15 protein-coding genes and 5 tRNA genes are annotated in these 17,099 nt (G+C 70.9%); 4 read left to right on the top strand and 16 right to left on the bottom strand.

The window, feature by feature from the left end; genetic code table 11:
• Window positions 1-10: 10 nt before the first annotated feature.
• Genes FVS66_RS34640 through FVS66_RS34630 form a run of 3 tightly spaced genes read right to left on the bottom strand, consistent with a single transcriptional unit; the run spans window position 11 to window position 2,953 of the window.
• Window positions 11-1,159 carry a D-alanine--D-alanine ligase family protein gene (locus FVS66_RS34640; RefSeq protein WP_149185227.1) on the bottom strand — a complete coding sequence of 383 codons (1,149 nt, stop codon included), beginning with the start codon at window positions 1,157-1,159 and terminating at the stop codon, window positions 11-13.
• Between the two features lie 34 nt (window positions 1,160-1,193).
• The gene (locus FVS66_RS34635) at window positions 1,194-2,204 is read right to left on the bottom strand and encodes an NAD(P)H-dependent glycerol-3-phosphate dehydrogenase (RefSeq protein WP_149185226.1); all 1,011 of its coding nucleotides are present in this window, start codon (window positions 2,202-2,204) and stop codon (window positions 1,194-1,196) included.
• Window positions 2,201-2,953 carry a lysophospholipid acyltransferase family protein gene (locus FVS66_RS34630; protein ID WP_149185225.1) on the bottom strand — a complete coding sequence of 251 codons (753 nt, stop codon included), beginning with the start codon at window positions 2,951-2,953 and terminating at the stop codon, window positions 2,201-2,203. The genes FVS66_RS34635 and FVS66_RS34630 overlap by 4 nt, the downstream gene beginning before the upstream one ends.
• Window positions 2,954-3,101: 148 nt before the next feature.
• On the opposite strand from FVS66_RS34630, the gene cofC reads away from it, so the two are divergent.
• Window positions 3,102-3,833 (top strand): 2-phospho-L-lactate guanylyltransferase, encoded by a 732-nt coding sequence (cofC, locus tag FVS66_RS34625; protein WP_149185224.1) that lies wholly within the window; start codon window positions 3,102-3,104, stop codon window positions 3,831-3,833.
• Window positions 3,834-3,851: 18 nt separating this feature from the next.
• Window positions 3,852-4,055, top strand: a complete 204-nt coding sequence (locus FVS66_RS36480; protein ID WP_149185223.1) for a hypothetical protein — start codon at window positions 3,852-3,854, stop codon at window positions 4,053-4,055.
• 106 nt (window positions 4,056-4,161) lie between these two features.
• Here the strand turns inward: FVS66_RS36480 and FVS66_RS34615 are convergent, their stop codons facing one another.
• The 4 genes from FVS66_RS34615 to leuC all read right to left on the bottom strand — a co-directional run bounded on the left by FVS66_RS34615 (window position 4,162) and on the right by leuC (window position 7,573).
• Window positions 4,162-4,785, bottom strand: coding sequence for an HU family DNA-binding protein (locus tag FVS66_RS34615; RefSeq protein WP_149185222.1), 624 nt, complete (start codon window positions 4,783-4,785; stop codon window positions 4,162-4,164).
• A gap of 143 nt (window positions 4,786-4,928) precedes the next feature.
• Window positions 4,929-5,156 carry a hypothetical protein gene (locus FVS66_RS34610; RefSeq protein ID WP_149185221.1) on the bottom strand — a complete coding sequence of 76 codons (228 nt, stop codon included), beginning with the start codon at window positions 5,154-5,156 and terminating at the stop codon, window positions 4,929-4,931.
• Window positions 5,157-5,542: 386 nt separating this feature from the next.
• On the bottom strand, window positions 5,543-6,136 hold the full coding sequence (leuD, locus tag FVS66_RS34605; protein ID WP_149185220.1) for a 3-isopropylmalate dehydratase small subunit: 594 nt from the start codon (window positions 6,134-6,136) through the stop codon (window positions 5,543-5,545).
• Between the two features lie 6 nt (window positions 6,137-6,142).
• Complete coding sequence (leuC, locus tag FVS66_RS34600) at window positions 6,143-7,573, bottom strand: 3-isopropylmalate dehydratase large subunit (protein WP_149185219.1); 1,431 nt, start codon at window positions 7,571-7,573, stop codon at window positions 6,143-6,145.
• Between the two features lie 189 nt (window positions 7,574-7,762).
• On the opposite strand from leuC, the gene ndgR reads away from it, so the two are divergent.
• On the top strand, window positions 7,763-8,479 hold the full coding sequence (gene ndgR, locus FVS66_RS34595; RefSeq protein ID WP_030787455.1) for an IclR family transcriptional regulator NdgR: 717 nt from the start codon (window positions 7,763-7,765) through the stop codon (window positions 8,477-8,479).
• A 136-nt stretch (window positions 8,480-8,615) separates the two neighbouring features.
• On the opposite strand, the gene FVS66_RS34590 is transcribed toward ndgR, so the two are convergent.
• From FVS66_RS34590 to FVS66_RS34550, 9 genes are all read right to left on the bottom strand, one after another.
• A tRNA-Glu gene (locus FVS66_RS34590) sits at window positions 8,616-8,688 on the bottom strand.
• Window positions 8,689-8,710: 22 nt separating this feature from the next.
• Window positions 8,711-8,782 (bottom strand) — tRNA-Gln (locus FVS66_RS34585).
• Between the two features lie 18 nt (window positions 8,783-8,800).
• Window positions 8,801-8,876, bottom strand: a tRNA-Glu gene (locus tag FVS66_RS34580).
• Window positions 8,877-8,939: 63 nt separating this feature from the next.
• Window positions 8,940-9,012: transfer RNA gene (locus tag FVS66_RS34575), tRNA-Glu, on the bottom strand.
• A gap of 21 nt (window positions 9,013-9,033) precedes the next feature.
• Window positions 9,034-9,105, bottom strand: a tRNA-Gln gene (locus FVS66_RS34570).
• Window positions 9,106-9,195: 90 nt separating this feature from the next.
• Window positions 9,196-9,915 carry an HAD family hydrolase gene (locus FVS66_RS34565; protein ID WP_149185218.1) on the bottom strand — a complete coding sequence of 240 codons (720 nt, stop codon included), beginning with the start codon at window positions 9,913-9,915 and terminating at the stop codon, window positions 9,196-9,198.
• A gap of 108 nt (window positions 9,916-10,023) precedes the next feature.
• Entirely contained in the window at window positions 10,024-11,499 is a 1,476-nt protein-coding gene (gltX, locus tag FVS66_RS34560) for a glutamate--tRNA ligase (protein WP_149185217.1), read from the bottom strand.
• A complete protein-coding gene (locus FVS66_RS34555; RefSeq protein WP_149185216.1) occupies window positions 11,492-12,277 on the bottom strand; it encodes a fumarylacetoacetate hydrolase family protein in 786 nt (261 codons plus the stop codon). Before FVS66_RS34555 ends, gltX begins: the two co-directional genes overlap by 8 nt.
• A gap of 73 nt (window positions 12,278-12,350) precedes the next feature.
• Window positions 12,351-12,533 (bottom strand): hypothetical protein, encoded by a 183-nt coding sequence (locus FVS66_RS34550; protein ID WP_149185215.1) that lies wholly within the window; start codon window positions 12,531-12,533, stop codon window positions 12,351-12,353.
• Window positions 12,534-13,119: 586 nt separating this feature from the next.
• On the opposite strand from FVS66_RS34550, the gene FVS66_RS34545 reads away from it, so the two are divergent.
• A complete protein-coding gene (locus tag FVS66_RS34545) occupies window positions 13,120-17,031 on the top strand; it encodes a nitrate- and nitrite sensing domain-containing protein (RefSeq protein WP_149185214.1) in 3,912 nt (1,303 codons plus the stop codon).
• Window positions 17,032-17,099 lie beyond the last annotated feature (68 nt).

The following is a 17,099-nucleotide window of genomic DNA, read 5'->3' as shown; positions in this document are numbered from 1 at the left end:
GGCGGACCTGTCAGCGCAGGCCGGTCGGGCGGCGCAGGGCCGCCTGGATGAGGCGGTCGACCAGCTCCGGGTAGCCGACGCCGGTCGCCTCCCACATGCGCGGGTACATCGAGATCGGGGTGAAGCCGGGCATGGTGTTGATCTCGTTGATGACGAACTCGCCGTCGTCGGTGAGGAAGAAGTCCGCGCGTACCAGGCCCTCGCAGGAGGCCGCGTCGAACGCGGCGACGGCGAGGCGCTGCACCTCGGCGGTCCGCTCGGGGCTGATCGGGGCGGGCACGACGCCCGACGCCGAGTCGATGTACTTGGCCTCGAAGTCGTAGAACTCGTGGTCGCCGACGGGCGGGATCCAGGCGGGCGCGCTGGCGCGGGGGCCGTCCTCGAACTCCAGGACACCGCACTCGATCTCGCGGCCGGTCAGCAGGGACTCGACGAGGATCTTAGGGTCGTGGCGGCGTGCCTCGGTGAGGGCGGCGTCGAGGCCGGACGCGTCGTCGACCTTGGTGATGCCGATGGAGGAGCCGGCGCGGGCGGGCTTCACGAAGAGCGGCCAGCCGTGCTCGCCGGCGAAGTCCACGATCCGCTGCCGGGCGGCCGCGGGGTCCTTCTCCCACTCGCGGGGGCGGATCACCTCGTACGGGCCGACGGGCAGCCCGAAGGAGGTGAAGACCCGCTTCATGTACTCCTTGTCCTGGCCGACGGCCGAGGCGAGGACGCCCGCGCCGACGTAAGGGACTCCGGCGAGCTCCAGCAGGCCCTGCAGGGTGCCGTCCTCGCCGTACGGGCCGTGCAGCATCGGGAAGACCACGTCGACCTCGCCGAGGGCCTTGGGCACGGCGCTGGGCTCCGTGTAGACGATCTCCCGGCTGGTGGGGTCGGCGGACAGGACGACGCTTCCCTCGGTGGACTCGGCGAGGTCGTCGACGCTGGGCAGCGTGCGGTCGGCGATGGCCATCCGTTCCGGGGCGTCGGCGGTCAGTGCCCAGCGGCCGTCGGTGGTGATGCCGATGGGCAGCACGTCGTACTTCGTCCGGTCGATGGCGCTCAGGACGGCGCCGGCCGTGACGACGGAGATGGCGTGCTCGGAGCTGCGTCCGCCGAATACGACGGCCACGCGCGGCTTACGCCCGGGGCTGGTGGGGAGGTTCTCGCTGCTCATATCGCGATGAGCGTACCCGCTCGTAGGGTCGGCGTCAGCGCCGCTCGGCCTTGGCGCTGCGGGACATCAGCTCCTTGAGGGCCACCATCGGCGGCTTTCCCTCGTGGACGATGCCGACGACGGTCTCGGTGATGGGCATGTCGACCCCGTGCCGGCGTGCCAGGTCCAGCACCGACTGGCAGGACTTGACCCCTTCGGCGGTCTGCTTGGTGACCGCGATGGTCTCCTGGAGGGTCATGCCCTTGCCGAGGTTGAAGCCGAACGTGTGGTTGCGGGACAGCGGTGACGAGCAGGTGGCGACCAGGTCGCCGAGACCGGCGAGACCGGAGAAGGTGAGCGGGTCGGCGCCCATGGCGAGGCCGAGCCGGGTGGTTTCGGCGAGGCCGCGGGTGATGAGGGAGCCCTTGGCGTTGTCGCCGAGGCCCATGCCGTCCGCGATCCCGACGGCGAGGCCGATGACGTTCTTGACGGCCCCTCCCAGTTCGCAGCCGACGACGTCGGTGTTGGTGTACGGGCGGAAGTACGGGGTGTGGCAGGCGGCCTGGAGCCGCTGGGCGACGGCCTCCTCACGGCAGGCGACCACCGCGGCGGCCGGCATGCGGGCCACGATCTCCTTGGCGAGGTTGGGCCCGGTGACCACGGCGACGCGGTCCGGGGACACCTCGGCGACCTCCGCGACGACCTCGCTCATCCGCTTGCAGGTGCCCAGTTCGATGCCCTTCATCAGGGAGACGAGGACGGTGTCGGGGGCCAGCTTGGGCGCCCAGGCGGCGAGGTTGCCGCGGAGGGTCTGGGAGGGGATGGCCAGCACCGTGAAGTCGGCGTCGGCGGCGGCCTCGGCGGGGTCGGTGGTGGCGCGGAGGGTCTCGGGGAGTTCGACGCCGGGGAAGTAGTCCGGGTTGGTGCGGGTGGCGTTGACGGCGTCGGCGATCTCCTGGCGGCGGCCCCAGAGGGTCACGTCGCAGCCGGCGTCGGCGAGCACCATGCCGAAGGCCGTACCCCACGAGCCGGTCCCGAAGACGGCTGCCTTGACGGGGCGTGTCACTTGGCTTCCTCCCCTGCGGCCCTGCGGCGCTGTTCCAGCCGGGCCTTGCGGTGGTCGTACGGTTCGTCGGGGGCCTTCTCGCCCCGGATGTCCTCCAGGAGTGCGGTGATGGCCCGCATGATCTCCTCGGTGGCCTCGCGCAGCACTTCGTTGGTGGGCTCCAGGCCGTAGAACCTGGACAGGTCCACGGGCGGTCCGGCCACCACGGTCAGCGTCTTGCGGGGGAAGAGGCGGAGCTTGTTCTCCCTGGCGTAGGGCGGCATCGCCAGGTTGGCGCCCCACTGCGCGACGGGGATGACGGGCACCTTGGTCAGCAGGGCGACGCGGGCTGCGCCGGTCTTGCCCGCCATGGGCCACATGTCGGGGTCGCGGGTGAGGGTGCCTTCGGGGTAGAAGGCCACGCACTCGCCCCGTTCGATGGCGGCGACGGCGGCGCGGAAGGCGTCCAGGGCGTTGGTCGTCTCGCGGTAGACGGGGATCTGGCCGGTGCCGCGCAGCATCATGCCGACGAATGCGACCTTGAAGAGCCCGGCCTTCGCCAGCAGACGCGGTACGCGCCCGGTGTTGTACTGGAAGTGCGCGTACGACAAGGGGTCGAGGTACGAGTTGTGGTTCACGGCGGTTATGAATCCGCCCTCGGCCGGAATGTGCTCCATTCCGCGCCAGTCCCGCTTGAACAGAACCACCAGCGGCGGTTTAGCGATGACCGCCGCCAGGCGGTACCAGAAGCCGATTCTGCGGCGGGACACTCGGACACCTTCCTGTGGGACTGCAGTGGTACTCGTCTTGCCGGGGGTCAAGTGTCGCCCCATGCCCCGGGTCTGTCGAGAACACCGTACGCCCCGCCTTCCGGGGCGGCTCTCCGGGTCGTGGCGCGGCCGCGCCACAATGGCCCGGATGGACACGGAGGGAGAACCGGCCGATTCGGCCGGCGGGGTGGGCGCGGTGGCCGGGCCATGGTCGCTGGTGGTTCCGCTGAAGCGCCTTGCGCTGGCGAAGAGCAGGCTCGCGGGGGCGTTCGGCCCGGCGGAGCGGCGGCGGCTCGCGCTGGCGTTCGCGCAGGACACGGTGGCGGCGGCGCTGGCCTGCGAGGCGGTACGGGATGTGGTGGTCGTCACGGACGACCGCGTGGCGGCACTGTCGCTGGGCTCGCTGGGAGCCCGGACCGTGCCCGACCGCCCGGCGGCGGGGCTCAACGCGGCGCTGGTGTACGGGGCCGAGGCGGTGCGGGCGCGGCGGCCGGGGGCGGCGGTGGCCACGCTCAACGCGGACCTCCCGGCGCTGCGTCCGGCGGAGCTGGGGCGGGTGCTGGCGGCGGCGGGGCGTTTTCCGCGGGCCTTTCTGGCGGATGCCGCCGATATAGGCACAACTTTCCTGTCGGCGGCGCCGGGAATTGAATTGTGTCCCGGTTTCGGGGGCCCCTCGCGGCGGCGGCATTTGTTGTCGGGTGCCGCGGAAATCCGGCTCGGTGACGTGGCCTCGGTGCGGCGGGACGTGGACACGGCGGAGGATCTGCGGGCGGCTCTGGCGCTGGGCGTGGGGCCTCGTACGGCGGAGCGACGGGGGTGTCCACTGCTCGGTCGGAGCCGGGGGCTCGGAGGAGGGCGGGACGCGGGCACGGCCGGGTAGCGGGATAGGCTGCCGTCCATGCAGGCGACCGCGTTCACGTACGACCCCGAGACCCGCAGCGGGAGTGTGCTGCTCGACGACGGCACCCCGGTGGAGTTCGGCGCGGAGGCGTTCGACGCGGGCGGGCTGCGGCTGCTCCGCCCGGGGCAGCGGGTGCGGATCGAGACGGAGGGGCGGGGCGAGGCCCTGCGGATCACCCTGGTGACGCTGCAGACGCTCTGACCCGCGTACGGCGAGCGCGCGAAGACACCGCGGGCCGGGCTCCCCGGGTGGGAGTCCGGCCCCGCGTGTAAGTGGTTCTGTGAGTGGCTCCGTGCTGCCGCGCCGCTTACTTCTTCCTGGCGGTGGTCTTCTTGGCGGCCGTCGTCTTGCGCGCCGTGGTCTTCTTCGCGGGCGCCTTCTTGGCGGTGGCCTTCTTGGCCGGCGCGGTCTTCTTCGCCGTGGTCTTCTTGGCGGGCGCCGCCTTCTTCGCGGGGGTGGCCTTCTTCGCCGCGGCCTTCTTGGCGGGCGCGGTCTTCTTCGCCGTGGTCTTCTTGGCGGGGGCGGCCTTCTTCGCGGCGGCCTTCTTGGCCACGGCCTTCTTCGCGGCGGCCTTCTTGGCGGCGGTGGCGGTCGGGCCGGTGAGGCTGCCCTTCGGGGCCTTCTTGACGGCGACCTCGCCGCCCTTGGGCAGCTTCTTGGAGCCGCTCACCAGGTCCTTGAAGCCCTGACCGGCACGGAAGCGCGGAACGGAGGTCTTCTTGACCCGTACGCGCTCGCCGGTCTGCGGGTTGCGGGCGTACCGGGCCGGACGCTCGACCTTCTCGAACGAGCCGAAGCCGGTGACCGAGACCCGGTCACCGCCGACCACGGCACGGACGATCGCGTCGAGTACCGCGTCGACAGCATCGGCGGCCTGCTGGCGGCCGCCCATCTTGTCGGCAATCGCTTCTACGAGCTGCGCCTTGTTCACGTCTTCCCCTTCGGAGACATTGCCGGAACGAAAGTGTTCAAGCTTTTTCGCACGTTAGGCAGATATATACCGCAAATCAAACACGAAACGGGCTAATCACCCTTGTGCCGCAACGCAGTAGCCGTCTGCGGTCTTCCAGGTGGTCAGTCCCCTTCAGGGAATCGGCCCTCGTCGAGGTCCTTCATCAACCGGTCCAGACGCCTTGCCGCGTCCGCGAGATCGTGCTTCGCCGCGGCCGTGATGACCAACAGCTTCCGGGACAGCGCCATCCTTACGCCCTCCGGGACTTGCAGTGCGCGCACTCGGGAGTGCGCTTCTTTCAGCCGGGCTGCGACTGCCTCGTAGAGCTCGAGTTGGCTGTCGCGTTCCATGCACCGATTGTGCCATCTGGGGCGAGTTGTCGCCTCCGTTGGGGGTAACTGGCTTGCTCCAGCGGCATTTCGGGGCCTGTCCGGCCGCCTTTCACACGGCACAGGTCGCGTGCCCAACAGCCTGCGCTCCAAACCGAGTTGGGGGTCGATTCGACCATCCTGGCGGGGGTTCCCGGGCGGTTTCGGAGGGCGGCGCGCGACATCAGCCAGATGGCGGCGGGGCCACCGTTCCAGGCGGTCGGATGGGCGTTTTCACGCCAGCGGAAGGTGGCTGCGGGGCACCGTTTCGGGCGTCCGCGAGGTGGATACGGCGGTGCCCCCGGCCGGGGGTCGGCCGGGGGCACCGGGGTGTCGCTCGGAAGCCGGGCCGACTGGGGCCCTCGAGGTCAGACGGGAAGGGTGCGCGGCTTGTACGAGGGGCGTTTGGTCTCGTACTCGGCGATGTCAGCCTCGTTCTGGAGGGTGATGCTGATGTCGTCGAGGCCGTTGAGCAGCCGCCAGCGGGCGTTCTCGTCGAGTTCGAAGTCGGCGGTGATGCCCTCGGCGCGGACCTGGCGGCTCTCCAGGTCGACGGTGATCTCGGCGGTCGGGTCGGCTTCGGTCAGCTCCCACAGAGCGTCCACGGTCTTCTGGTCGAGGACCACTGTGAGCAGGCCGTTCTTCAGCGAGTTACCGCGGAAGATATCGGCGAAGCGCGAGGAGACGACGGCTTTGAAGCCGTAGTTCTGCAGGGCCCAGACAGCGTGCTCGCGGGAGGAGCCGGTGCCGAAGTCGGGGCCGGCGACCAGGACGGTGGCGCCCTGCCGCTCGGGGCGGTTGAGAACGAACTCGGGGTCCTTGCGCCAGGCCTCGAAGAGCCCGTCCTCGAACCCGTCCCGCGTCACCTTCTTGAGCCAGTGGGCGGGGATGATCTGGTCGGTGTCGACGTTGCTGCGGCGCAGCGGGACGGCGCGGCCGGTGTGCGTGGTGAAGGCTTCCATGGTTCCTCAGACCCCCGCGGGAGTGGTGACGTAGGCGTCGGACAGGTCGGCCGGGGAGGCCAGGTGGCCCAGGACCGCGGTGGCGGCGGCGACCTGCGGCGAGACGAGGTGGGTACGGCCGCCCTTGCCCTGCCGCCCCTCGAAGTTACGGTTGGAGGTGGAGGCGGAGCGCTCGCCGGGGGCGAGTTGGTCGGGGTTCATGCCGAGGCACATGGAGCAGCCGGCGTGACGCCATTCGGCTCCGGCGCCGGTGAAGACCTTGTCCAGGCCCTCCTCGACCGCCTGCAGGGCGACCCGGACGGAGCCGGGGACGATCAGCATGCGTACGCCGTCGGCGACTTTGCGGCCGTCCAGGATCCAGGCGGCGGCGCGCAGGTCCTCGATACGGCCGTTGGTGCAGGAGCCGACGAAGACGGTGTCGACCTTGATGTCGCGCAGCGGCTGCCCGGCGGTCAGACCCATGTACTCCAGGGCCTTCTCGGCGGCGTGGCGCTCCGAGGCGTCCTCGTACGAAGCCGGGTCGGGGACGGACGCCGAAAGCGGGGCACCCTGGCCGGGGTTGGTGCCCCAGGTGACGAACGGGGACAGTTCGGCGGCGTCGATGACGACCTCGGCGTCGAAGACGGCGTCGTCGTCGCTCCTGAGGGTCTTCCAGTAGGCGACGGCGGCGTCCCAGTCCTCGCCCTGGGGGGCGTGGGCGCGGCCCTCGAGGTAGGCGAAGGTGGTCTCGTCCGGGGCGATCATGCCCGCGCGGGCGCCGGCCTCGATGGACATGTTGCAGATGGTCATGCGGGCCTCCATCGAGAGCTTCTCGATGGCGGAGCCCCGGTACTCCAGGACGTACCCCTGCCCGCCGCCCGTGCCGATCTTCGCGATGATCGCCAGGATGAGGTCCTTGGCGGTGACGCCGTCGGGCAGCTCGCCGTCGACGGTGATCGCCATGGTCTTCGGGCGGGCCAGGGGCAGCGTCTGGGTGGCCAGGACGTGCTCGACCTGGGAGGTGCCGATACCGAAGGCCAGCGCGCCGAAGGCGCCGTGCGTGGAGGTGTGGGAGTCGCCGCAGACCACGGTCGTGCCGGGCTGGGTCAGGCCCAGCTGGGGCCCGACGACGTGGACGACGCCCTGCTCGACGTCGCCCAGCGGGTGCAGTCGGACGCCGAACTCGGCGCAGTTCTTGCGCAGGGTCTCCAGCTGGGCGCGGGAGACGGGGTCGGCGATGGGCTTGTCGATGTCGAGGGTCGGGGTGTTGTGATCCTCGGTGGCGATGGTGAGGTCGAGCCGCCGCACCTGCCGGCCGCTCTTGCGGAGGCCGTCGAAGGCCTGGGGGCTGGTCACCTCGTGCAGCAGGTGCAGATCGATGAAGAGGAGGTCGGGCTCGCCCTCGGCGCGCCGGACGACGTGGTCGTCCCAGACCTTCTCCGCGAGTGTCCTACCCATCGCTTTCCCTCCGGCCGGCGTGGTGTGCCGGCGATCTAGAGATATGTGCGCCCACGCCCGTATCTCCCCGTGATTCCACGTTCCGGACGCCGACAGCGGACCCGTGGATCCCGGGTCGCCCTTACAGGTTGGCAAGATCCCGGAAAAATTGAACTTGCGTTTCACAGAGTGAGACGTGAGTATCGTTGCATGGACAACTCTAGCGGCGTCGGCGTTCTCGACAAGGCAGCTCTGGTACTGAGCGCTCTGGAGTCCGGTCCGGCCACCCTCGCCGGGCTGGTCGCGGCGACAGGGCTCGCACGACCCACGGCCCACCGGCTGGCCGTGGCACTGGAACACCACCGGATGGTGGCGAGGGACATGCAGGGCCGGTTCATCCTGGGCCCGCGGCTGGCCGAGCTGGCCGCCGCGGCCGGTGAGGACCGCCTGCTGGCCACGGCGGGCCCGGTGCTCACGCATCTGCGCGACGTGACGGGCGAGAGCGCCCAGCTCTACCGTCGCCAGGGCGACATGCGTATCTGTGTGGCGGCAGCCGAGCGGCTGTCGGGTCTGCGGGACACGGTTCCGGTGGGTTCGACGCTGACGATGAAGGCCGGCTCCTCCGCGCAGATCCTGATGGCCTGGGAGGAGCCGGAGCGGCTGCACCGGGGCCTCCAGGGCGCCCGCTTCACGGCGACGGCCCTGTCGGGCGTAAGGCGCCGTGGCTGGGCCCAGTCGATCGGCGAGCGGGAGCCCGGCGTCGCGTCGGTCTCCGCGCCCGTACGGGGCCCGTCGAACCGCGTGGTGGCCGCCGTGTCCGTGTCGGGTCCCATCGAGCGTCTGACCCGCCACCCGGGCCGTATGCACGCCCAGGCGGTCATCGACGCGGCCGGGCGCCTGTCGGAGGCGCTGCGCCGGTCGAGCTGAGCCCTCGCCCCGTACTTGTCCATGATCCTTCTGCCGACTTCGGCTCACCGCTTCAACGCCGCAGCGGTGGGCCGTAGTTGTGTGTGGCCCCAACACGAGGAGGCCCTCCCCTGCTGGGGAGGGCCTCCTCGTTCTGTACCCCCGACCGGATTCGAACCGGCGCTACCGCCTTGAGAGGGCGGCGTGCTAGGCCGCTACACAACGGGGGCGTGGATCACTTGCGCGATCCTGCTGGCCTACCTGGACTCGAACCAAGACTAACTGAACCAGAATCAGTCGTGCTGCCAATTACACCATAGGCCACTGGTGGTCTAGACCAGTTGGTACCCCCGACCGGATTCGAACCGGCGCTACCGCCTTGAGAGGGCGGCGTGCTAGGCCGCTACACAACGGGGGCCCTAGCGATCCTGCATCGAGGTTCATCGGGTGCGACCCTGATGAACCTCGCGGGAAGGATCTGTACCCCCGACCGGATTCGAACCGGCGCTACTGCCTTGAGAGGGCAGCGTGCTAGGCCGCTACACAACGGGGGCTTTGCAGATGAGCTCTGCGAGCTGGCCTACCTGGACTCGAACCAAGACTAACTGAACCAGAATCAGTCGTGCTGCCAATTACACCATAGGCCACCGGAACACAACCCCGAGGGAGATTTTGTTCGGCTTGCGCTTCCGGGTTTCGGGCTTTCCGGCCCTGCTCCCCTCGGCGCAGGAAGAACATTACCCGAAGGAGTCCGGCGCTCCAAAACGGGTATCGGCGCGGAGCAGCGCCGGGAGCTGGTCCAGTGCGGTGATCCGGGGCAGCTCGGGGCGGCCGCCGAGACCGAGGCGGTCCAGCCACACGCCGAGGAGGCCCGCGTCGGCGGCTCCCCGGGCGTCGATGTCCGGCTGGTCACCGACGTACGCGACCTCCCGCGGGGCCAGTCCGAGGGCGTCGCACGCGGCATGGAAGGCGGCGGCCTCGGGCTTGGACACCCCGATGTCCGCGGCGCACACCACCGCCTCGAACCGGTCCCGCACGCCCAGGACGCGGAGCTTGCGGTCCTGGTTGTGGAGGGAGGAGTTCGACAGGACGCCGTGCCGGTAGTCGCCGGCGAGGAGGTCCAGTACGGGGACGGTGTCCGGGAAGAGCGCCCAGGCGGCCTCGTAGTGCGCCAGGTACCGCTCGAACCAGGCGTCCGCCTCCTCGTCGCCGAGGGGTACGCCCAGGAACGTCCGTACCCGGTCGCGCCGCTGGACGTCCCAGGAGACCTCCCCGGCGGAGAACCGCGCCCAGTGCTCCGCGGTGGCCTCCTGCCAGCGCGCGAGGGCCTGCTCCACACCGCTGAACGCCCCGGTGAGCCCCTCGTCTCGGAGGTGGCGCCGCATGCCGGCCCGGTCGGCCGTCGCGTAGTCGAAGATCGTGTCGTCGATGTCCCAGAGGACGGCGCGGATGGCCATGTCCCGAAGGTACCGCCGACGGCCGCTCCGGCCTCGCCTTTCCGGGAACGGGACGGGGGCGGCGGGCCCTGGCCGGGCCCCGCCGCCCCCGGGGCGTACGAGACGGGCCTACGCCGCTGCCAGCTTGGCCAGGGCCGCTTCGATGCGGGTCAGGGTCCTCTCCTTGCCCAGGATCTCCAGGGACTCGAAGAGGGGCAGTCCGACCGTGCGGCCGGTGACCGCGACGCGGACCGGGGCCTGGGCCTTGCCGAGCTTGAGACCGTGCTCCTCGCCGGCCGCGAGGACGGCGTTCTTGAGGGACTCGGGGCTCGTCCAGTCCGCGGTCTCCAGCTTGGCGCGGGCCGTGGTGAGGAGCGCCACGGGGTCGCCCTTCATCGCCTTCTGCCAGGACGCCTCGTCCTCGACCGGGGCGGGCAGGAAGAGGAAGTCGACGTTCTGCGTGATGTCCGACAGGACCGTGAGGCGGGTCTGGGCGTGCGGCGCGATGGCCTCCCAGGCGGCCTGGTCGAAGTCCTCCGGCGCCCAGGGGGCGTGCGGGGCGCGCAGCCAGGGCTCGCACGCCGCCGTGAACGCCTTCACGTCCAGCATGCGGATGTGGTCGGCGTTGATCGACTCGGCCTTCTTGAGGTCGAAGCGGGCCGGGTTCGCGTTGACGTCCGTGATGTCGAACTTCTCGATCATCTCGGGGATCGTGAAGACGTCCTGGTCGGCGGAGAACGACCAGCCCAGGAGGGAGAGGTAGTTCAGCAGACCCTCGGGGAGGAAGCCGCGCTCGCGGTAGAGGTTCAGGGACGCCTGCGGGTCGCGCTTGGAGAGCTTCTTGTTGCCCTCGCCCATGACGTACGGGAGGTGGCCGAACTCCGGGATCGCCTTGGCGACGCCCAGCTCGATCAGCGCCTTGTAGAGGGCGATCTGGCGCGGGGTGGAGGACAGCAGATCCTCGCCGCGCAGCACGTGCGTGATCTCCATCAGCGCGTCGTCGACCGGGTTGACCAGCGTGTACAGCGGGGCGCCGTTGGCGCGGACGATTCCGTAGTCCGGAACGTTGTCCGGGGTGAAGGTCAGCTCGCCGCGGACCAGGTCGCGGAAGGTGATCGGCTGGTCCGGCATACGGAAGCGGACGATGGCGCCGCGCCCCTCGGCCTCGTAAGCGGCGATCTGCTCGGCGGTGAGGTCGCGGCAGTGGCCGTCGTAGCCGGAGGGCTTGCCGGCGGCGCGAGCGGCCTCGCGGCGCAGGTCCAGCTCCTCGGTGGTGCAGTAGCAGTGGTACGCGTAGCCGCCCTTGAGCAGCTTGTCGGCGACGTCCTTGTACAGGTCCATGCGCTGCGACTGGCGGTACGGCGCGTGGGGGCCGCCGGTCTCGGGGCCCTCGTCCCAGTCGAGGCCGAGCCAGCGCATCGAGTCGAGGAGCTGCCGGTACGACTCCTCCGAGTCACGGGCCGCGTCGGTGTCCTCGATGCGGAAGACCATGGTGCCGCCGTGGTGCCGGGCGAAGGCCCAGTTGAACAGGGCGGTGCGGACCAGGCCCACATGGGGGTTACCGGTCGGAGAGGGACAGAAACGTACGCGGATCGCGTTAGCCACGCTTGATCACCTTGTTGGTGAGAGTGCCGATGCCTTCGATGGTGACGGCGACCTCGTCGCCGACGGTGAGGGGGCCGACTCCGGCGGGGGTGCCGGTGAGGATGACGTCGCCCGGGAGCAGCGTCATGGCCTCGGTGATGTGGACGACCAGGTCCTCGACGGAGCGGACCATCTCGCTCGTACGCCCCAGCTGGCGCTGTTGGCCGTTGACCGTGCACTGGATGGTCAGGTCGCTCGGGTCGAGGTCGGTCTCCACCCAGGGGCCCAGCGGGCAGGCGGTGTCGAAGCCCTTGGCGCGGGCCCACTGCTTCTCGCGCTGCTGGACGTCGCGCGCGGTGACGTCGTTGGCGCAGGTGTAGCCGAAGACGACGTCCTTGACACGCTCGCGCGGGACCTCACGGCACATGCGGCCGATGACGACGGCGAGCTCGGCCTCGTGGTGCAGGTCGTTCGAGAAGGAGGGGTACTCGATGGCGTCGCCGGAGCCGATCACCGAGGTGGTGGGCTTGAAGAAGGCGACGGGCACCTCCGGGACCTCGTTGCCGAGCTCCGCCGCGTGCTCCGCGTAGTTGCGGCCGATGGCCACGACCTTGTTGGGGAGCACGGGCGGCAGGAGCCGGACCTTGCTGAGCGGGACCTTGGTACCGCTCAGTTCGAAGTCGGCGTACGGAATACCCTTGATGATGTCGAGGACGAGACCCTCTGCGCCTGGGGCGCTTTCACCCTCGACCGCGCCGAAGGCCACATTGCCGTCGATGGAGAACCTGGCGATGCGCACGGATGCGTGTGCCCCTCACTGAGCTTGCTGGAGTCTGACGCTCCAGGCTAACGCGGGAGCACCCGCCCGGCGGTCACTGTCCGGCGGGGACCGGGGCCTCCATCAGGGTGGTGCGGCGGGGGTTGGCGGTGACGGTGGGCAGGTCGGCCGAGTGCTCGCGCTGTACGCCGCCGGCCAGCTCGGCGGCGTCCGCCAGGTGGGCGAGGGTGGTGCGGCGGGGGTTGGCGATGTTGCGGATCGTGATCGTCGTCTTCACGGTGGCTTCAGACCTCGGTTGCTCGGCTCGGGTGGGGCGGCGGGGCCGCCCTTGACGGATTGCCCATCCCTGTAAAGCGTCAGGCTAAACATCGGGTTACCCGCCATTACCGTGAACAGCCTGTGAGGGGCATGTGAGTTTCCTCACCACGGGCGACCCAAGTCCGGCATTTCAGACAGTCGAATGAGGTGTCGAAAACGGACATCGCACCACTGAACGATCCATTCCGCCGCTGATCATCTCGACTGGGGCACCCTCCACGCGTAAGCGACTCGTTCAGAAAGGTCCATTTCCTCCCTGAACACTCTCTACCGCATGTGAGGAGCCAGTCACATGCCGTGACCCCTCGCCCGGGCCCGGACGCCGCCCTTGTTGGAGATCCGGCACTGTGCTGGAATTCCACGCACCGCCGCGGATGGAGACCGGCGAGCTGGGGCGCAAGGCAGCGCCGAGCGGCGGTGGGGAAGGGGGGATTCCGCGCCGGTCACAGACGACCACCGATAGGGGCGCACTCGCGCCCCCACGACGCCGACACCGTCTTCTCCGTTCACGCGGAGGGACGCCTGGTCCAGAGGTTGCGACGCTAGTGCAGGGACGTTTCAAGAGGGATGGCAGCGCTGCGGCGGAACAGGAGCCGCGCGGCGGGACCGACCGCGGCTCCTCGCCCCAGCACACCCAGAACCCGGGACCGGCGGCCGCCGGCGACGGCGGCGATCACGCCGGCCGCGCTGCCGGTACGGCATCCGCCGGGTCCGAGGCGGCAGGTGCGGCAGGCGGTGGGAAGGGCGGAAAGCCGGGCAGGCACGAGAAGTCCGGCAAGTCCGCCAAGTCCGCCAAGGCGGCGAAGGAGCCGCAGGCCCCCACGCCCGGCGACACGGGCTCCCGAATAGCCCTGCGCAACTGGCGCATCAGCACACGACTGGTCTCCCTCCTCGCCCTTCCCGTGGTCGCCGCGACCTCGCTGGGCGGACTCCGCATCCAGGAGTCGATGGAGAACATGGAGCAGCTGGACCATATGCAGCTGCTCACCAAGCTCACCCGCGAGGCGCACCACCTCGCCCAGGCGCTCCAGGAGGAGCGCGACCTGTCGGCGGGTCCGATCGCCAACGACGTCAAGGTCACCGACTTCAAGATCAAGGGGCCGCGCGACAAGACCGACTCGGCCCAGCGGGCGTTCCTCAACGCCACCGACGAGATCGGCGACACCCAGGACGACGAGGCGCTGGCGAGTATCCGCGCCAATGTCACGCAGATCGCCAACCAGGTCGTGACGCTCGGGACGATCCGCAAGAGCGCGTACGCGGAGAACCGCATGTCCTCCGCGACGGTCGGCAAGTACAACCGGCTGATCGAGTCGCTGCTCACCCTGTCCCAGGACATGGCCCAGGCGACCAGCAACCCCGACATGATCAAGCGCACCCGCGCGCTGGCGGCGTTCTCGTCCGCCAAGGAGTACGCCTCCATGCAGCGGGCCGTCATCGCCGCCGCACTGCCGAAGACCACCGGCGGCAAGACCAACCTCAACGAGATCGACCGTCAGTACGCCGAGGACGCCCGCGTCAACGAGAACGCGTCGCTGAAGTCGTTCCGCTCCATCTACGAGTCGGCGGGCGGCGACGCCACCAGCCTGCTGTCGCCGCTGAACACCGGCAACCCGTCCATCCAGGCCGCGGACCAGTACGCGGACCGCGTGCTGCGGGAGACGGGGGGCATCGAGGTGGCGCAGCCCCGTACCTTCCTGGACTGGACCGACGAGGCCGAGACCAAGCTCCGCGCCATGGAGATCATCGAGGCCGACCTGCTGGGCCAGATGGAGAGCAAGGCCCGTGAGCTGCGCCAGGAGGCGCAGCGCGAGGCCATCATCAACGGTGCGCTGATCATCCTCGTCCTCGGCGTCTCCCTGATCGGCGCCTTCGTGGTGGCCCGCTCCATGATCCAGTCGCTGCGGCGGCTCCAGGACACCGCGACCAGGGTCGCTCAGGAACGCCTGCCCCAGCTGGTCAAGCAGCTCTCCGAGGCGGACCCGCAGGACGTCGACACGTCCGTGGAGTCCGTCGGTGTGCACTCGCGCGACGAGATCGGCAAGGTGGCCGCGGCCTTCGACGACGTGCACCGCGAGGCGGTCCGCCTCGCCGCCGAGCAGGCCCTGCTCCGGGGCAACGTCAACGCGATGTTCACCAACCTCTCGCGCCGCTCCCAGGGTCTGATTCAGCGTCAGCTCTCGCTCATCTCCGAGCTGGAGTCCCGCGAGGCCGACCCGGACCAGCTGTCCTCGCTGTTCAAGCTCGACCACCTCGCCACGCGTATGCGCCGTAACGGTGAGAACCTCCTCGTCCTCGCCGGTGAGGAGCCCGGCCGCCGGTGGACCCGGCCCGTGCCCCTCGTCGACGTGCTCCGCGCCGCCGCGTCCGAGGTGGAGCAGTACGAGCGCATCGAGCTGGCCTCCGTCCCGGGCACCGAGGTCGCCGGCCGCATCGTCAACGACCTCGTGCACCTCCTCGCCGAGCTGCTGGAGAACGCCACGTCGTTCTCCTCGCCGCAGACCAAGGTGCGCGTCACCGGTCACGCACTGCCCGACGGGCGGGTGCTCGTCGAGATCCACGACACCGGTATCGGCCTCTCTCCCGAGGACCTCGCCGCGATCAACGAGCGGCTGGCGTCGCCGCCGACCGTGGACGTCTCCGTCTCCCGCCGCATGGGTCTGTTCGTGGTCGGCCGCCTGTCGCTGCGGCACGGCATCCGGATCCAGCTCCGCCCGTCCGACTCGGGCGGTACGACCGCGCTCGTCATGCTGCCTGTGGACGTCACTCAGGGCGGCAGGAAGCCCGGCAAGCCCGGTCCCGGTGGGCAGGGTGCCCAGGGCGGCCTGCCGCAGGGCGGCTCCGCTCCGGGCGGCCGGCTGACCGGCGGTCCGGGTGCGATGCCCGGTGGCGGGCGGCCAGGTCTGCCCGGCGGCCAGGGCGGCCCCGGCGGCGGCCAGCAGGGACGGCTCGGTGCCGCCCCGGGTGGCTCACGTGGCCAGGTGGGCGCCGGTTCGGGCAACCGGGGCGCGTTGCCGGGCCGCGACGAGCCGGGCAGCCGTGGCGGGGGTGCCCCGCAGGGCGGCGGCCTGCTCGGCGGGCCCCAGGGCGGGCAGCCCGGCCGGGGCGGCCAGCAGGACCCGCAGCGCCAGGGCGCCGGGTTCGCGGGCGCGTTCGGCGACTCGGGCGACGGGCGTGACCGCCAGGGCGGGTCCCCCGCGCAGGGCGCGCAGGGTGGCATCCCGACGCGGTCCGACGTGTGGCAGGGCTCCCCGGGCAACCAGGGTGCTGCCGGTGACCAGGGTGGCCAGGCCGGCCGGGGCGGCCAGGGGCAGCGACAGCAGCAGCTGCCGCCGTCCGGCGGCCCGCGCGCCGAGCTGCCCGGCTCCGGCCGGCAGCGCTCCCAGCGCCCGCAGAACGCCGGCTGGGGCAACGAGCAGGGCGCCCCGTCGCCCCAGCGCTCCCCGCTGGACGCGCCGCGCGGCCACGAGGAGCCCGCCGAGGTGTCCGGCCAGTACCCACGCCCGTCGGCGGGCCAGGGCCCCGACTCCACGGCCGAGTTCCCGCGCCCCGACTTCGACGGCCCGCGCCCGGACCTCAACGACTCGCAGGGCGGCCCCGGTACGCAGGAGCCGACGCCCCCGGCGCCGTTCCCGCGCCCCGAGTTCGGCGCCCCGCGCCGGCCGGCGGGGAGCCTGCCGCCGGCCGGTGGCCCGGGCGATGGCCGGACGCCGCTGTACGACACGCTGGAGACCAACTGGTTCCACGGCCAGCAGGACGGTGGCCAGAACGGCGCCCAGCAGGCCCCCGGCCAGGGCGGCGGGCAGAACCAGGGCCCGAGCCAGGGCCAGAGCCAGGGCCCGAGCCAGGGCCAGAGTCCGAACCAGGGCCAGGGCGGCGGGCAGAACCAGGGCCAGGGCCCGAACCAGAGCCCGATGCAGGGCCAGGGCCAGGGCCGGGGCCAGAGCCCGAACCAGGGCCAGGGCCGTCCGGGCGGTGACCGCTTCCCGGCGCACGACCAGACGATGCCCACCCCGGTCGTACCGACGCAGCAGCGGCCGCAGCAGCCCCCGCAGGGCCGCCCGGCCCCGTCGATGCCGCCCCACTCCGGTCAGGGCAACCCCCAGGGACCGGGTCGGAGCAACGGCCAGAGCCGTGGGTCCGACGCGGCGTCGACGACCGGCAGCTGGCGTACGACACCCAACGACGAACTCGTCCGCCAGGCCGAGCGGGTGCGCAAGCCCGCGGCCGGCGGCGTCACCACCTCCGGCCTGCCCCGCCGGGTCCCGCGTGCCAATCTGGTGCCGGGTACCGCGCAGGAGCAGCCGCAGCAGTCCGGTCCGCAGGTCTCCCGGGCGCCCGACGACGTACGGGGCCGTCTGACGAACCTGCGGCGCGGTATCCAGCAGGGACGTCAGGCAGGTTCCGGCAACACCGGCAGCTTCGATGTCGGTCCCACTCACCAGCAGGAGCGTTAGTGTGAGCCCGATGAGCCAGGCGGCGCAGAATCTGAACTGGTTGATCACCAACTTCGTGGACAACACCC

The organism is Streptomyces sp. TRM49041, assembly GCF_008271805.1.
Taxonomy (GTDB): Bacteria; Actinomycetota; Actinomycetes; order Streptomycetales; family Streptomycetaceae; genus Streptomyces.
The sequence above is the reverse complement of the archived record's forward strand: the minus strand, read 5'-3'. Positions and strand labels throughout refer to the sequence as shown.

Bases quoted from the DNA above. Each gene is read 5' to 3' on its own strand.
- FVS66_RS34640 (WP_149185227.1), bottom strand. From the start codon at position 1,159: ATGAGCAGCGAGAACCTCCCCACCAGCCCCGGGCGTAAGCCGCGCGTG.
- cofC (WP_149185224.1), top strand. From the start codon at position 3,102: ATGGACACGGAGGGAGAACCGGCCGATTCGGCCGGCGGGGTGGGCGCG.
- FVS66_RS36480 (WP_149185223.1), top strand. From the start codon at position 3,852: ATGCAGGCGACCGCGTTCACGTACGACCCCGAGACCCGCAGCGGGAGT.
- FVS66_RS34610 (WP_149185221.1), bottom strand. From the start codon at position 5,156: ATGGAACGCGACAGCCAACTCGAGCTCTACGAGGCAGTCGCAGCCCGG.
- leuD (WP_149185220.1), bottom strand. From the start codon at position 6,136: ATGGAAGCCTTCACCACGCACACCGGCCGCGCCGTCCCGCTGCGCCGC.
- leuC (WP_149185219.1), bottom strand. From the start codon at position 7,573: ATGGGTAGGACACTCGCGGAGAAGGTCTGGGACGACCACGTCGTCCGG.
- ndgR (WP_030787455.1), top strand. From the start codon at position 7,763: ATGGACAACTCTAGCGGCGTCGGCGTTCTCGACAAGGCAGCTCTGGTA.
- FVS66_RS34565 (WP_149185218.1), bottom strand. From the start codon at position 9,915: ATGGCCATCCGCGCCGTCCTCTGGGACATCGACGACACGATCTTCGAC.